Origin of the sequence: Mesorhizobium sanjuanii, assembly GCF_002529485.1 — a bacterium.
GTDB classification, from domain to species: Bacteria; Pseudomonadota; Alphaproteobacteria; order Rhizobiales; family Rhizobiaceae; genus Mesorhizobium; species Mesorhizobium sanjuanii.
In genome coordinates this window covers 15,121-28,096 of record NZ_NWQG01000183.1, presented here as the reverse complement: position 1 = coordinate 28,096, position 12,976 = coordinate 15,121, and the positions used below count along the sequence as shown (strand labels likewise).

General features: G+C 63.6%; 15 protein-coding genes and 1 pseudogene. 6 read left to right on the top strand and 10 right to left on the bottom strand.

The window, feature by feature from the left end; translation table 11 throughout:
- The 3 genes from CN311_RS24510 to CN311_RS24500 all read right to left on the bottom strand — a co-directional run.
- The coding region (locus CN311_RS24510) for an ABC-F family ATP-binding cassette domain-containing protein (RefSeq protein WP_097576251.1) at window positions 1–1,324 on the bottom strand (1,324 nt) is incomplete at its 3' end.
- Window positions 1,325–1,434: 110 nt separating this feature from the next.
- On the bottom strand, window positions 1,435–1,911 hold the full coding sequence (locus tag CN311_RS24505) for a GFA family protein (RefSeq protein ID WP_097576250.1): 477 nt from the start codon (window positions 1,909–1,911) through the stop codon (window positions 1,435–1,437).
- A 31-nt stretch (window positions 1,912–1,942) separates the two neighbouring features.
- Window positions 1,943–2,494 carry an isochorismatase family protein gene (locus tag CN311_RS24500; RefSeq protein ID WP_097576249.1) on the bottom strand — a complete coding sequence of 184 codons (552 nt, stop codon included), beginning with the start codon at window positions 2,492–2,494 and terminating at the stop codon, window positions 1,943–1,945.
- Between the two features lie 143 nt (window positions 2,495–2,637).
- Here CN311_RS24500 and CN311_RS24495 point away from each other — a divergent pair, with 143 nt between their 5' ends.
- On the top strand, window positions 2,638–3,048 hold the full coding sequence (locus CN311_RS24495; RefSeq protein WP_097576248.1) for a hypothetical protein: 411 nt from the start codon (window positions 2,638–2,640) through the stop codon (window positions 3,046–3,048).
- Window positions 3,049–3,093: 45 nt separating this feature from the next.
- Here CN311_RS24495 and CN311_RS24490 read toward each other — a convergent pair whose 3' ends face one another.
- From CN311_RS24490 to CN311_RS24475, 4 genes and pseudogenes are all read right to left on the bottom strand, one after another.
- The gene (locus tag CN311_RS24490; protein WP_097576247.1) at window positions 3,094–5,118 is read right to left on the bottom strand and encodes an amidase; all 2,025 of its coding nucleotides are present in this window, start codon (window positions 5,116–5,118) and stop codon (window positions 3,094–3,096) included.
- A gap of 14 nt (window positions 5,119–5,132) precedes the next feature.
- Window positions 5,133–6,659 carry a WD40 repeat domain-containing protein gene (locus CN311_RS24485; RefSeq protein ID WP_097576255.1) on the bottom strand — a complete coding sequence of 509 codons (1,527 nt, stop codon included), beginning with the start codon at window positions 6,657–6,659 and terminating at the stop codon, window positions 5,133–5,135.
- Between the two features lie 236 nt (window positions 6,660–6,895).
- Window positions 6,896–7,662 (bottom strand): annotated as a pseudogene (locus CN311_RS24480) (IS5 family transposase).
- A 71-nt stretch (window positions 7,663–7,733) separates the two neighbouring features.
- On the bottom strand, window positions 7,734–8,138 hold the full coding sequence (locus CN311_RS24475; RefSeq protein WP_097576254.1) for a DUF5071 domain-containing protein: 405 nt from the start codon (window positions 8,136–8,138) through the stop codon (window positions 7,734–7,736).
- Between the two features lie 231 nt (window positions 8,139–8,369).
- Here CN311_RS24475 and CN311_RS24470 point away from each other — a divergent pair, with 231 nt between their 5' ends.
- From CN311_RS24470 to CN311_RS24460, 3 genes are all read left to right on the top strand, one after another.
- On the top strand, window positions 8,370–8,471 hold the full coding sequence (locus CN311_RS24470; protein ID WP_097576245.1) for a lasso RiPP family leader peptide-containing protein: 102 nt from the start codon (window positions 8,370–8,372) through the stop codon (window positions 8,469–8,471).
- 93 nt (window positions 8,472–8,564) lie between these two features.
- Window positions 8,565–8,666 (top strand): lasso RiPP family leader peptide-containing protein, encoded by a 102-nt coding sequence (locus CN311_RS24465; RefSeq protein WP_097576253.1) that lies wholly within the window; start codon window positions 8,565–8,567, stop codon window positions 8,664–8,666.
- Between the two features lie 134 nt (window positions 8,667–8,800).
- Window positions 8,801–8,896 carry a hypothetical protein gene (locus CN311_RS24460; RefSeq protein WP_097576244.1) on the top strand — a complete coding sequence of 32 codons (96 nt, stop codon included), beginning with the start codon at window positions 8,801–8,803 and terminating at the stop codon, window positions 8,894–8,896.
- A 1-nt stretch (window position 8,897) separates the two neighbouring features.
- On the opposite strand, the gene CN311_RS24455 is transcribed toward CN311_RS24460, so the two are convergent.
- On the bottom strand, window positions 8,898–10,097 hold the full coding sequence (locus CN311_RS24455; protein ID WP_097576243.1) for a hypothetical protein: 1,200 nt from the start codon (window positions 10,095–10,097) through the stop codon (window positions 8,898–8,900).
- Window positions 10,098–10,344: 247 nt separating this feature from the next.
- On the opposite strand from CN311_RS24455, the gene CN311_RS24450 reads away from it, so the two are divergent.
- Window positions 10,345–10,758 (top strand): MbcA/ParS/Xre antitoxin family protein, encoded by a 414-nt coding sequence (locus tag CN311_RS24450; RefSeq protein ID WP_097576242.1) that lies wholly within the window; start codon window positions 10,345–10,347, stop codon window positions 10,756–10,758.
- A complete protein-coding gene (locus CN311_RS24445) occupies window positions 10,752–11,450 on the top strand; it encodes an RES family NAD+ phosphorylase (RefSeq protein WP_097576241.1) in 699 nt (232 codons plus the stop codon). The genes CN311_RS24450 and CN311_RS24445 overlap by 7 nt, the downstream gene beginning before the upstream one ends.
- A gap of 71 nt (window positions 11,451–11,521) precedes the next feature.
- On the opposite strand, the gene CN311_RS24440 is transcribed toward CN311_RS24445, so the two are convergent.
- Both CN311_RS24440 and CN311_RS24435 read right to left on the bottom strand, forming a co-directional pair.
- Window positions 11,522–12,295, bottom strand: coding sequence for an exodeoxyribonuclease III (locus CN311_RS24440; protein ID WP_097576240.1), 774 nt, complete (start codon window positions 12,293–12,295; stop codon window positions 11,522–11,524).
- An 8-nt stretch (window positions 12,296–12,303) separates the two neighbouring features.
- Window positions 12,304–12,948, bottom strand: coding sequence for an alpha/beta hydrolase family protein (locus CN311_RS24435; protein ID WP_097576239.1), 645 nt, complete (start codon window positions 12,946–12,948; stop codon window positions 12,304–12,306).
- Window positions 12,949–12,976: the final 28 nt, after the last annotated feature.

The window sequence follows — 12,976 nt, the reverse complement described above, 5'->3', positions numbered from 1 at the left end:
CCCGGCATTTCTTCTCGATCTCGTCGCCGGAAAAGCCGAAGCAGCCGGCCAGCGCCCGCAGCGGCGCCTGCCCTGCCTGCGGAAAGGCATCCTCCAGCGTCTGGAACACGGTGCGCTCGCCCTCCAGCACTTCCATGGCGTGCTGGGCGAAATAGCCCATCTTGACGCTCGGGCCCCGCGCGACCGAGCCATTGTCGGGTGCGGAGGCGCCCGCCACCAGCTTCAGCAGCGTCGATTTGCCGGCGCCGTTGACGCCCATGATGCACCAGCGCTCGCGCCGGCGCACCTGGAAGTCCAGCCCGGCATAGATGGTACGGCTGCCATATCCCTTGTGCACATTCTTCAGCGTCACCACGTCCTCGCCGCAACGCGGCGCCGGCTGGAACTCGAAATTCACGATCTGGCGGCGCTTGGGCGGCTCGACGCGGTCGATCTTGTCGAGCTTCTTCACCCGGCTCTGCACCTGGGCGGCATGCGAGGCGCGCGCCTTGAAACGCTCGATGAAAGCGATCTCCTTGGCCAGCATCGCCTGCTGGCGCTCGAACTGCGCCTGCAACTGCTTGTCGGCGATCGCCCGCTGCTGCTGGTAGAACTCGTAGTTGCCGGAATAGGCGGTGAGCGAGCCGGCGTCGATCTCCACCACCTTGTTGACGATGCGGTTCATGAACTCGCGGTCGTGCGAGGTCATCAGCAGCGCGCCCTCATATCCCTTCAGAAACTGCTCCAGCCAGATCAGGCTTTCGAGATCGAGATGGTTGCTCGGCTCGTCGAGCAGCATGACGTCGGGCCGCATCAGCAGGATGCGGGCAAGTGCGACACGCATCTTCCAGCCGCCGGACAGCTTGCCGACATCGCCGTCCATCATCTCCTGAGAGAAGCCGAGGCCGTCGAGCACCTCGCGGGCGCGGCCGTCGAGCGCATAGCCGTCGAGTTCCTCGAAACGGTGCTGCGCCTCGCCATATCTGGCGATGATGTCGTCCATTTGGTCGGCCTGGTCAGGGTCGCCCATGGCGTGTTCGAGCTCGCGCATCTCGGCCGCCACCGCGCTCACCGGCCCGGCGCCATTCATCACTTCGGCCACCGCGCTCAGCCCCGCCATGTCGCCGACATCCTGGCTGAAATAGCCGATGGTAACGCCACGATCGACCGAGACCTGGCCCTCGTCGGGCTGCTCCTGCCCATTGATCATGCGAAACAGCGTCGTCTTGCCGGCGCCGTTGGGACCGACGAGGCCGACCTTCTCGCCCTTCTGCAAGGCGGCCGACGCCTCGATGAAGACGATCTGCCGGCCGTTCTGCTTGCTGATATTTTCGAGACGTATCATGCTTCCACGCGAGGCTTCAGGGAATTTCCCCGCGCCTTACGCGATCGGCAGCGCCAGAGGAAGCCTGCAAATCATCAACGCCTGCGCCAAATCGCCCGAAGCCGGACGGGTCAGCCGCCAGCGTTGCTCGCGCCGCCAAAGGTGCCGGCGAATTCGGCGATCAGCTTCTCGTACTCTTCCATCGCCGGCAACGCCTCGTAGCTGTGCACCGCCGGCGTGCTGGCCCAGGGCAGTTTCTCGCTTGTCCACGTCTCGATGAAGGGGGTGAACCAGCCGGGGTCGTCGAGCATGGTCGGGCGCAGATTGACGAACCAGTCCAGCCCTTCCGACCGCGTGAACATCCAGCTCATGCAATAGGGGCAGAAGAAGTGATGCGAGGCGCCGTGCAGCCCGCCGATCACCGGCTCGCCCTGTGTCACCGCGAACGCCTCGGATGGGATGGCGGCACTCAGCGAATAGGCGCTGGCCGACATACGCTGGCAGCCCGTGCAATGACAGGCCATGGTCAGCAGTGGCGGCGCGGAAATCTTCAGGCGCACGCGTCCGCAGCGGCACCCGCCTTCGGCAGGCAAGGTCAGGTTTTTCACGAGGCGCTCCTCCAGGTCTTGCTTGCGAAACTCAGCCGCCAGTCAGCGCCTTCGTCGTCACCAGATTGACGCCGGCATCGGCGAAGGCGGCATTGTGCCGGGCGATGATCTGCGGCGCGGTCTCGCTGGCGGTATCGAGCGTGCTGTGGGCGTCGGAAACCACGGTGACGCCCAAGCCCGCCGCAAAGGCGCCCTTGACCGTCGCGGCCACGCAAAAATCGCTCTGCGCGCCGATGAGCACGACCTCGCCGGCGCCCTGCCCGGCCACCCATTCGCCAAGCGCTGCATTGCTGAAGGCGTCGCCCACGCTCTTGGCAAAGGTCGGCTCATTAGCGGCCTGGCCAAGCGCCGGCCACACCGGCCAGCCCGGCTCGCCCGGCGCCAGCGGATCGCCCACCGGTCCGTCATGTCTCACGAATGCAACCTTGCGCCCGCCGCGCCGCGCCCAATCGATCAACGCGCGAGCGCGGTCGGCAATGCCCTCGGCATCATGAATCGGCGGCTCGGCGACGCCGTCGAACATGCCGGTCTGCAGGTCGATGACGATGAGCGGCGCGGTGGCGGATGGACTGGTCTGTGACATGGTTTTTACATAGCACGGGAGGCAGGCCGATCAAGGATCAGGCAGTGTGGGCACGGCGATCGCAAGAGGCTGGCGTTCGAGTCGTGTAGAAATTCGCCCGCAGCAGCGCTAGCTTGGCCTGCTATTGGCAAAGGGGCGAGTGCATGAACGAAGAACATACTGTGTTCCTGATCGGCGGCGGCACGGGCGGCGACGAGCAGGCGACGTTTGCGCTGCAAGATGTAGGAACAATGTGCCGGCTCACTTGCAGCTATCGAAACAAGGTGATCGAGGCCGAGGAGGACGACTATTTCGAAGCCTTGTTCCAGATTCGCCAGCAACTCGAAGTCGATGGGCTGCTGCCCTTTTGTTACGGCGCCAGCGCAAATGTCTATCCCGAAGGCATGGTAATGGAGATGAGCCGCGGACTGACAGTCTGTAAGGTGAAAATGGGCCAGCCGCCTCAGAGAACTGATCTGGTCAACATATTCGACGACGGCTACGACGTGGTGCCTGTGTTCGTACACATGCAACAGCAGTTTTGGGATGCATGGCTGGCCTCGCTGCCGTCATAGCCGAAAAAGACTTGTCCTGCGCAACCCTGCCCTTCCTTCAAATCCTTACCCAATGCCGCCCGTCACCGCATAAGCGCCGGCGACGCGCCCGTCCTCAAGTCGCAGGACGGCGGTGACGATCGAGCCGTATGACCCGCGCCAGACGCTGTGGATTCTCCGATGCTCCTCGACCGGAACGAACGCCCGACCGGTGAAGCGCGCGCCGGTTCGTTGCAATTCGACGGGATCGCCGTTGACATGGACCTTCACGCTCGCGGCAGGGGCCTCAGCCGCATCGCCATCCAGGTCGAGCGTGATGGAAATCTCGTCCTGATTGTCTCTGTGCCGCATATCGACGGCAAGGGTGATGGCGAGCGGTGGCGCCTCGCCTGGCCCGATGCCACCGGGCGGCGCCGCAAACACATCATCGGGCAATTCCGGCGTGCGCGGCGGGCTGGTGCGGCGCTGGCCAGCCCGCTCGAAATCGCCGGCGAGGCATAGCAGCCTGGCGTCATCATATGCCTTGCCGGCGAAGGTCAGTCCGACCGGCATGCCGATATCGGCCATCGTGCCCATCGGCACGGTGACGGTCGGGATGCCGAGATGCCGCCACACCAGATTGCCGTTGGCGACCCAGGTGCCGTTGCGCCAGGCAAGTGCTGCCGACGCCTCGTTGACGTCCGCGTCGGCCGGCCCGACATCGGCCACGGCGGGCAACACCACCGCGTCAAGTCCTTGCACGTCCAGCCAATCCTCGAAATCGATCCGCCGCGTCGCCTCCAGGCCCTTCAGGCCCTCTTCCAGCGCGGGAATGTCCTCGAGCGGCGTCACGCCCAGCTTCGCCCGCTCGACATAGTCCGCCAGGTCGAAACCATCGTCGCCATAGCGGTCCGGCAGTGCGCCCGGCGGCTGCGGAAAGATTTTTTGGCCATTGACCGCGGTGAGATCGGGGATGGCGGGATCGGCATTGGCGCGCAGAAAGTCATCCCAGGCAAAGACGCAGAGATCCCATATTTCGCGCTCGGCGAACTCTTTGGGCACCAGCCCGCGATCGACCATATTTTGCGCGCCGGGCCGGTCGCGCTCGTAGTTGGAGACGACGGGAAAATCGACTTCGACGGCATCAGCGCCAAGCCGCCTGAGATCCATAGCCGCCTGCTCCCACAGCGCCAGCACCGAGGCGCGGGTCTCGATCGGTGTGGTCGCTTCGGTATCGCGGCCGATATACATTCGGGGCACGCCGAGCCGCACGCCTTTGAGCGAACCTTCGAGCTTTAGACCGGTATAGCGCGGCGGCCGCACGGCCGAACTCTTGGGCAGCTCGACCCATGGCTGCATCCGCCAGAAATCACCTCTGGTCTCAGGATCGTCCGCCACGATCACGTCAAGCAGTTCCAGCATGTCGGCAACGCTGCGCGTGTGCGGCACCACCACATCCATGGTCGGCACCAGCGGCCAGTTGCCGCGCACGGAAATGACGCCGCGCGACGGCGTATAGGCGACCAGCGCATTGTTCGAGGCCGGCGCCCTGCCGGACGACCATGTCTCCTCGCCAAGCCCGAAGGCAGCGAAACTGGCGGCGGTGGCGGTTCCGGAGCCGTTGGACGATCCCGAAGCGAAGGCCGCGGTCAGATAATCGGCATTGTAGGGGCTTTCGGCGCGGCCGTAGACGCCGCGCTGCATGCCGCCATTGGCCATCGGCGGCATATTGGTCATCCCGACCAGCACCGCGCCGCCGCCTTTGAGTCGCGCAATGGTGAAGGCGTCCTCATTGGCGATCAGATGCTCGAAGGCCGGCGAACCGGCGGCCACTGTCAAGCCTGACACCTTGTAGCTGTCCTTGGCGGTGTAGGGGATGCCGTCAAGCGGACCGAGCGTCTCGCCGTTCCGGCGACGCCGGTCGGACGCCGCAGCTTCTTCGAACATATCAGGGTTGAGCACGGGCACGGCGTTCAGCGCGATGCCGTGGCGGTCGTAACGGGCGATGCGCCGCAGATACGCCCCGACCAGCTCGACGCTGGTGACCATGCCTTCCTCCAGCGCCTGGCGCAGATCAGCGATCGAGGCTTCGACGAGGTGGAGATCGGTCATCGCTCCAGCCCGCTTCAATCCGGCGCACCAGCAAATAGCACCACGCCGTCGCCGCCGGCAGCCGGCCAATCCCTGATGCTGCGGTCGTAACCGCCGGTGAGGAGTGTACCGTCGGCGGCGAAGGCCACCGAGTAGATCGGTCCTGTGCCTGGGTCGAATTCGGCGATCTCGTTGCCGCCGTCCATGTCCCACAGCCGTGCTGTGCCGTCCAGCGAGCCGGAGGCGAGCCGCTTGCCATCAGGGGATAGCGTCAGCGTATAGACGGTGCCGGAATGGCCGTCGAAGCGGCGCACCTCCTTGAAGTCGTCGAGATTCCAGAGCTTGATGGCATAGTCGCCGCTGCCGGTGACCAGATGATGCCCGTCGGCAGTAAACACGGCTCCGTAAGTACCGCGCTCATGCCCGTGCCAGCTGCGCAATTGCTTGCCGCTGTCCAGATCCCAGAGCTTCAGCTCGCCATCGATGCTGCCGCTGACGGCGCGCCTGCCATCGGGTGAGACGGCAACTGAACTGACCGACCAGCCGTGGCCTGGCAGCACGTGCAGCACGGTGCCTTTCTCGAGATCCCAGACGATCACCGTGCCGGTATCGTGACCGCTGACCGCGCGTTTGCCGTCCGGACTGATCGCCAGCTTGTTGACGCCGCCGTTGCCGCCCGACGAAAAGACATGCAGCACCGTGCCGTCGGAAAGCTGGCGCTGCACGAGCTCGCTATCGTCGCCGGCTGTCAGCGCGCTGACTCTATCCGGCATGAACAGCGCTGTCCGCGCCATGTCCTTGTGCACGCCGAGGGTGCGTATCAGGCGCTTGCCGCCAACGTCCCAGAGCTTGATCGTATGGTCGGTACTGGCGCTCAAGATCTGACGTCCATCGGGTGCCACCGCCAGCCAGACGACGGCGTCACGGTGGCCATCAGGCTCTGTCGGCAGTGGCGGCACAGGCTGGGGCAATGGCGCCACGGTCTCGGGTGGCGAAACGACGGCCGGTGGCGGTGCCGGGGCTGGCGGGACAAGCGCGACCTCAGGTGGCTGCACTGGCGCTGCGGGTGCGGCGGCAGGTGGCGCCGGCTCGGGCGGCGGCGTCTCGGCTGCCTCCTCAGGTGGCGCAAGTGCAGGAACTGGCGTCGATGCCGGTGGCGCATTGGCGATGTCCTGGCCCGCCGGTTCGCCCGGCGCAACCGCCTCGACGCCGCTGCCGGACCACGGACCGAACCGATCGGCGACCAGCGCCAGCACCGCAACAACAGGCAGAACAAGGAAGACTTTCCGCAGGCGCGGCCTGCCGGCGTCTTGTGTGTCGGCCGCCCGTCCAAACAGTGGCGCTCCGGGCGCATGGCTCAGCCGTCCCGGCAACAGGTCGAGCCAGAACAGCATCGCGGCAACCGCCGAGACGATGCCGGTTGCGCAGAAGACAGCCAAACGCACCGAGGCGAAAGCCTCGCCGGCAGCCGCGCCGCCTTGCGGCAGATACACGGTGGCGAAGCAGGCCACGCCGATCGCCAGCAGGAGAGCCGCAAGCAGCCTGTCGACAACCCTGTTCATCAGTCCCTCCCTCAGGCCGATTGTATCGGCCATCCCCCTTGCTGTAGCCATTTCAACATCTTAGCCGAGTTCCTTGCCAAGCTGCGCTCTGAAAAAACAAGAGGCGACAAGATATTCTCATCAGGGATCTGGCCTCTCGGCCTTGAGAACAGACCGATGGCGGATCTACATAGTGGCGTGCAAATATCCGGATATGCAAGGCGCAGTTTCGGGGTCGTTCGCATGGCGCGGCACTGTTAGGACGTAGACTCATTACCGCGTAGCCAGATGCGGATTGCAACGAGCTTGAGGGCGGCAAGATAGTTCTCAGCCAGCTTGTCGTAGCGGGTGGCAATACGGCGGAACTGCTTGGCCTTATTGAAGAAGCGCTCGACGAGGTTGCGCGCCTTGTAGAGGAAGGGACTGAAGGAGATCGGGTCCTTGCGGTTGGCCTTGGGCGGGATGTTGGCCCATGCCTTTCGCTCGGTGACGACAGTGCGCAAGGCGTTGGCATCATAGCCCTTGTCGGCGAGTAGCATGGCACCCTCGGGCAAATCCGTGATCAAGTCCGCTGCGGAGGCGATGTCACTCATCTGACCTGCCGTGAGCATCAGCTTGATCGGCCTGCCTTTGGCGTCCACAAGAGCATGGATTTTGGTTGTCAGCCCGCCTCGGGATCGACCCAGACAATGATCTCGATCCCCCTTTTTGCCGTCGCACCCTGCTGGTGGACGCGAACGATTGAGGTATCGATCATCTGAACCTCGCCGTCATGGGCTTTGGTAATGTTGGCCATGAGGCGGTCCCACACACCTGCTTTCCGCCATCGGACAAAGCGATTGTAGCAGGTGGTGCGTGGGCCGTATCGCTCTGGCAGATCGCGCCATGGCGCACCGGATCGCAGTACCCAGAAGATGCCGTTGAGCACCCGCCGGTCGTCAACACGCGGCAGGCCTCGCGGCTTGTTGGGCAACTGTGGCTTGATCACACGCCATTCGAAGTCGGTAAGGTCATATTGGCTCATGTCGAGCCTGAATCAGATTCCGCCGATATATGAAAGTGTCAGTCGGAAAAACGACCTGTTGCGGACATAAATCATGGCAAATGGTGACGTTCGAAATGAAGCAAGACTTCACTCGCTTCAATATCGATGCCCTCTCGTTTGTCATCTTCGTCTGGGTGATCCGCTAGTTGCCGCAGATCCTCTTCCAAGCCACCGAGAACGTCGATCGGCAATCTCCGTATGAGCAGAGTTATGCAGTGATACTTTTGAGCTCCATCGGTTCCTTTAAGGATCCGCGAAATCGGATCAATCAGCGGTGTCCCCAAGGTAACGAGGAAATCAGCGAGAGGTCTAGCTACCGGCCAATTGCTATCGGCCGTCCAATCCAACAGTTCGTCCAGTATCGGCGCGATCGCGGGATAGCCCGCTTTGATAATGAAAGGGATGGAATCGACATCGTGCTTGCTCTGCGGCAGTAGCCTCTGTGCATCGATCATCGGAGACCACTCACGGCGCATCCATCCTTGCGCCCTTTTTTGAGCACCCGAAGATTGATGTCAACGTCCGCTTCCACCACCATCTCGGTCATTCCGCATTTATGAGTTCACGGCCTAGCGAGTTGCATAAAGACCAAACTCCCCAAGAATAGAAGGCAAGCACCGGCAGGCAAGGTTGACAGGAAGCAGCAGTCTGACATTATCCGCATGGGATATATTGGAGAGCTTGACATGAAGAAGATTTATGAAAAGCCGACGCTGGTCAGAAAAGGCAAGCTGTCGGCGGTAACGGCCGCCAACGGCGCATCGGGTCCCATCGTCATTGTCGAGTAAGCCCGACTGCGAGATCGTCCTGTACCGGCGCCGACGGTGTTTTCGACGGCAGGCTGGGGTTTTGTCGGTGGGAAATTTGCCGGAGGGTTCGGTGTGAAAAAGATCTATGAGAAGCCGATGCTTGTCAGGAAGGGCAGGCTTTCGGCGGTCACGGCCGGCAATGGCGCTTCCGGCCCCATCGGCCCCGCAGGCTGATCTCGCACGGCCGATTCCCAGGTGCCAAAACCAGGACTTTCCTGGGCAACACGCATAAGCTGCGGGGTCCCAGCCGTGGTTGACATTGGGCGGAAGCCAGACATTATCCGCTTGGGATATCTGGAGAGCTCGGCATGAAGAAGACCTATGAGAAGCCGACGCTTGTCAAGAAGGACAGGCTTTCGGCGATCACAGCCAACGGCGCGCTTTCAACCCCCGTCCCGGGTTGATTCAGAGGACCAGCACCAGATCGTCCAGCACGAGCTGCCAGTGGTGCTTCGTCGAGAGGCGAACGCGCGTCACTGATTTGAGCATCGGCGCATAGTGCACCGGCGCGAGTGCCGACAGCACGATTTCGTCGCTGGCAATGCGTTGTTCGCCAAGCCAGCTTTCGATCACCGCTGTCTCTCCCTCAGACATCAACCATGCCGCGGTCAACATCGCCGAGTGAAAGCCGAAAGGACGTTCGCGGCTGAATTCGGCCGGATGGCCGCTGCTGGTATAGGCGATGTGGGCTCCCGACACATTGCCGTTGACATAGCCCTCGCTGCCCTTGACGTGGTCGCGCGACATGGCGTTGAGATTGCGCCAGTCGAGCCCCGAATGGCCGCAGGGCACCTTGCGCAAGCCGAGCGCGGTGACATCGTCGAAGCCGATCGCGTGCAGGGATGCATCGGGCGCTACTGAACCGAGTATGAGCAGTCCGAGATCGGTCGGGTAGGGTGACAGCGCAAGGCGCCGGTCGAGCCCGCCGCCCGATATCAGCATTTCGTCGGCCAGATCCGGAAGCTCGAAGCGAAAAGGCACACCAGTCGCCAGCACCCGGTTTTCGAGAACCTGGCCCTTGCCCATCACCGACAGGGTGGTCTCGATGCCCGCCGGCATTCTGCCTGTCAGCCAGCGCCCGGGCACAAGCCCGACCGGCTTCGGCAGGCTTTCCCCGACCAGGCCGACCAGCGATGCCGGCGCATCCGAAAGCTGCAACGACTGGTCCTGATTGGCGCCGCTGGTGCGCCAGCCCGGCGGAACCGAGACCGAAAACCGATAGGTGCCGGGCGAGCGGATCGCGGCGCGGCGCCGGATCGCCGACATCTTGAAGTTGGCGAAGCCGCCATTGTTGCTTCGCTCCGCCGCAATGAAGGCGCCCTGCCCGTCGAACAGCCGCACCATGATGCCGGCCATGGGTCGGTCGGCGAGCCCATATTTTCCGTCGCCATCGACATCCATGTAGACGAAGGCCGAGTAGTTGAGCGTCGTGGTGGTGCTCGGCCGCCAATCGGCGCGCACGGCATAGTCGTTCGCGGGATCGGCCCGGCGCCGAGCCTTGCGCCGGAGACGGGCTCGCCGCATCTGCCAGTAGAGAAACGCCATGGCGGCGGCGAGGACGATCGCGGCCACGATCGTGATTTCGGCCAGGCCGAAATCACCCATGGAGGCCAGGCCCCCGCAACAACGCTGTGAATTCATTCGAGGGCGAGATGTCGATCATTGGAAACCCTTGGCTGACGCTTGCCGCAGCCTAGCTTGCGCGCTGGCCGCTGGACAGATGGCGCTGGAATGAAGCGCCACACGGCACGACCGAAGCTGCCCTCCTTCCGTCGTCCTAGGACCTGAAGCCAGGCCATTTCTTGCCAATTGGCAAACATGTGCTATATATCTGCCAGAAAGTGAGGTTCCGATGCAGCTTCAGCCTATTGTCACCACGCCGGCCGCGGCCGGAACGGCCGCCATTACCGAGGAGGAAGCGGGCGCCCTGGCGCGCACCACGGTCAATTTGTTCAAGGCCTGGTCGCTCACCGATGGCGAGGCCTGCATTCTTCTCGGCGGCATGTCGCCCCGCACCTGGGCACGCTGGAAGGAAGGGCTCATCGGCAGGATCGACCGCGATCTCAGGATGAGGATGGCCCACCTGATGGGCATCCACAAAGGCCTGCGCTATCTGTTCAGCGAGCCGTCACGCGGCTATGCCTGGATCCGCAAGCCCAACACGGCCTTCGCAGGCCAATCGGCGCTTGATCTCATGCTGCGCGGGGAAATGTCCGATCTTGCCGCGATGCGCGAATGGATCGATGCGGAACGCGGTGCATGGTGAGTGGACTTGCGGTTCGCCGCCATGTTCGCTGGCAGCAGACCTTTCGCATCATCCGTTCCATCTACCCGCCGATCGATCTCTTCGAGGACATCGCCGATCCGCGCGACTGGGAGGCGCTTGCCTCCGTCGAGGAAAAGACCAATCCGCGTATCCGGCTCGAGATCGGCGACCTCGGCAAGGTCCCGGCCGCCAGACGGGTTTCCGGCCCGGGCGCCAGCCTGGTGATGGCGCCCTTCGTGCATTGCTCGACCCTGCGGCCCGGCCGCTTCTCGGACGGCAGCTATGGAATCTACTATGCCGGCGACAGCGAAGACGTCGCGCTGGCCGAGACCATCCATCACCACCAGAAATTCATGCGCGCCACCAAGGAGGAACCCGGCTGGACGGCCGACTTCCGCGTGCTGGTCGGCAGCATCGACCGCGACCTCGACGATGTCGACGCAGTGCCCGGCGTGCTGGACCCGGACGACTACAGCGCCTCGCAGGCGGAAGGACGCGGCCTGCGCGCGGCCGGAAGCGACGGTCTCACCTGGGCCAGCGTGCGCCTGACCGGCGGACGCTGCGTCGGCATCTTCTGGCCCGACGTCATCACCATCCCCGTCCAGGGCCGCCACTACAGCTATCACTGGAACGGCGCCGGCGTGGATTTCGTGCGCCAACTCGATACGGGGCGGGTGCTGGCGGTCAGTTGAGCTGGTGAATGGTGAATGGTGAATGGCCATATGACAGCGGCAATCACTATTCACTATTCACTATTCACTATTCACCCCTTCAATTCCACCCACACCGGTGCATGATCGCTGGCGCCGTCCTCTCCGCGCACCTCGCGGTCGATGCCGGCAGCGGCGAGGCGGCGCGCCAGCTTCTTCGACAGCAATATGTGATCCAGCCGCAGGCCGGCGTCGCGCGGCCAGCGATTGCGGCGGTAATCCCAGAATGTGTAGAGCGTTTCCTTCGGGTATTTCTTGCGTAGCGCATCGGTCCAGCCTTGGTCGAGCAGACGCTGGAAAGAAGCCCGGCTTTCCGGTTGCACCAGCGCGTTGTCGTCATAGGAGCGGGTCGGGTAGATGTCGCGCGGCTCCGGCACGATGTTGTAGTCGCCGATCAGCGCCACCGGCAGGCCGGTGTCGAACAGCTCGGCGGCATGCGCTTCCAGCCTGTCATGCCAGGCCAGCTTGTACTGGAATTTCGGGCCGGGCTGCGGATTGCCGTTCGGCGCATAAAGGCAGGCAATAACAATGCCGTTGACCGCCGCCTCGATGTAGCGGCTTTGCTTGTCCGCATCGTCGCCGGGCAGCGCCTCGCGGGTCAGCACGGGTTCCGAGCCGCGCGCCAGAATGGCGACACCGTTCCAAGTCGGCTCGCCCTTCCACACCGCGCCGTAGCCGGCATCCGCGAGTGCCGTGCGCGGAAACTGCATGTCCCTCGCCTTCAACTCCTGCAGGCAGACGATATCGGGCTTGGCCACAGCTAACCACGTCAGCAGGTTTTGCAGCCTCGCATTGATGTTGTTGATGTTGAAGGTCGCGAGTTTCATCGGGCGCCTCAGCCGACGATCCTTCCCGTCCACGCCTTCACTGCCTCGGCGAGCGACTTCAGGTGATCGGCGGCGGAGAAGCCCGAAACGCTCTTGCGCGGCTTCAGATCGTGGTCGCCATCCTCCAGCCAGATCACCTCGATGGCATCGGAAAGGCCGTAGGTCGCGACCTCTTCCCTGGTGCCGAACTCGTCGCGCGTCCCCTGGCAGATCAACGTTGGCGTCTTCAGCCCGGCCAGATGCTTCGTGCGCAATTGCGTCGGCTTGGCCGGCGGGTGGAAGGGATAGCCCAGGCAGAGCAGGCCCGAGATTTCGCCCTTGGAAAACATCTCGTCGGCGATCATCGAGGCGACACGCCCGCCCATCGACTTGCCACCGATGACAAGCGGACCGGTCATGCCCTTCGCCCTGATGTCTGCGATCGCCTTGACATATTCCGGGTTCACCGTCTCGGCCCGCGGCGGCGGCTTGCGATGGCCGTAGCGGCGGGCGGCCATATAGTGGAATTCGAAGCGCGCGACCTGAAAGCCTGCGGCGGCGAGCGCCTTGGCCGTGGCTTCCATCGAAGCCGAGTCCATCGGCGCCCCGGCGCCGTGGGCGAGCAGGATGGTGACAGGGGCGGTTTCGGGGCCGTCGAAGAGGAACGTGGTCATGAGGCAGTGTCCCGCGCGACGGCGACGC

Coding starts and splice junctions, on each gene's coding strand:
- CN311_RS24440 (WP_097576240.1), bottom strand. CDS start 12,295: ATGAAACTCGCGACCTTCAACATCAACAACATCAATGCGAGGCTGCAA.
- CN311_RS24490 (WP_097576247.1), bottom strand. CDS start 5,118: ATGACCGATCTCCACCTCGTCGAAGCCTCGATCGCTGATCTGCGCCAG.
- CN311_RS24445 (WP_097576241.1), top strand. CDS start 10,752: ATGGTGAGTGGACTTGCGGTTCGCCGCCATGTTCGCTGGCAGCAGACC.
- CN311_RS24450 (WP_097576242.1), top strand. CDS start 10,345: ATGCAGCTTCAGCCTATTGTCACCACGCCGGCCGCGGCCGGAACGGCC.
- CN311_RS24435 (WP_097576239.1), bottom strand. CDS start 12,948: ATGACCACGTTCCTCTTCGACGGCCCCGAAACCGCCCCTGTCACCATC.
- CN311_RS24495 (WP_097576248.1), top strand. CDS start 2,638: ATGAACGAAGAACATACTGTGTTCCTGATCGGCGGCGGCACGGGCGGC.
- CN311_RS24500 (WP_097576249.1), bottom strand. CDS start 2,494: ATGTCACAGACCAGTCCATCCGCCACCGCGCCGCTCATCGTCATCGAC.
- CN311_RS24470 (WP_097576245.1), top strand. CDS start 8,370: ATGAAGAAGATTTATGAAAAGCCGACGCTGGTCAGAAAAGGCAAGCTG.
- CN311_RS24455 (WP_097576243.1), bottom strand. CDS start 10,097: ATGGGTGATTTCGGCCTGGCCGAAATCACGATCGTGGCCGCGATCGTC.
- CN311_RS24475 (WP_097576254.1), bottom strand. CDS start 8,138: ATGATCGATGCACAGAGGCTACTGCCGCAGAGCAAGCACGATGTCGAT.
- CN311_RS24485 (WP_097576255.1), bottom strand. CDS start 6,659: ATGAACAGGGTTGTCGACAGGCTGCTTGCGGCTCTCCTGCTGGCGATC.
- CN311_RS24460 (WP_097576244.1), top strand. CDS start 8,801: ATGAAGAAGACCTATGAGAAGCCGACGCTTGTCAAGAAGGACAGGCTT.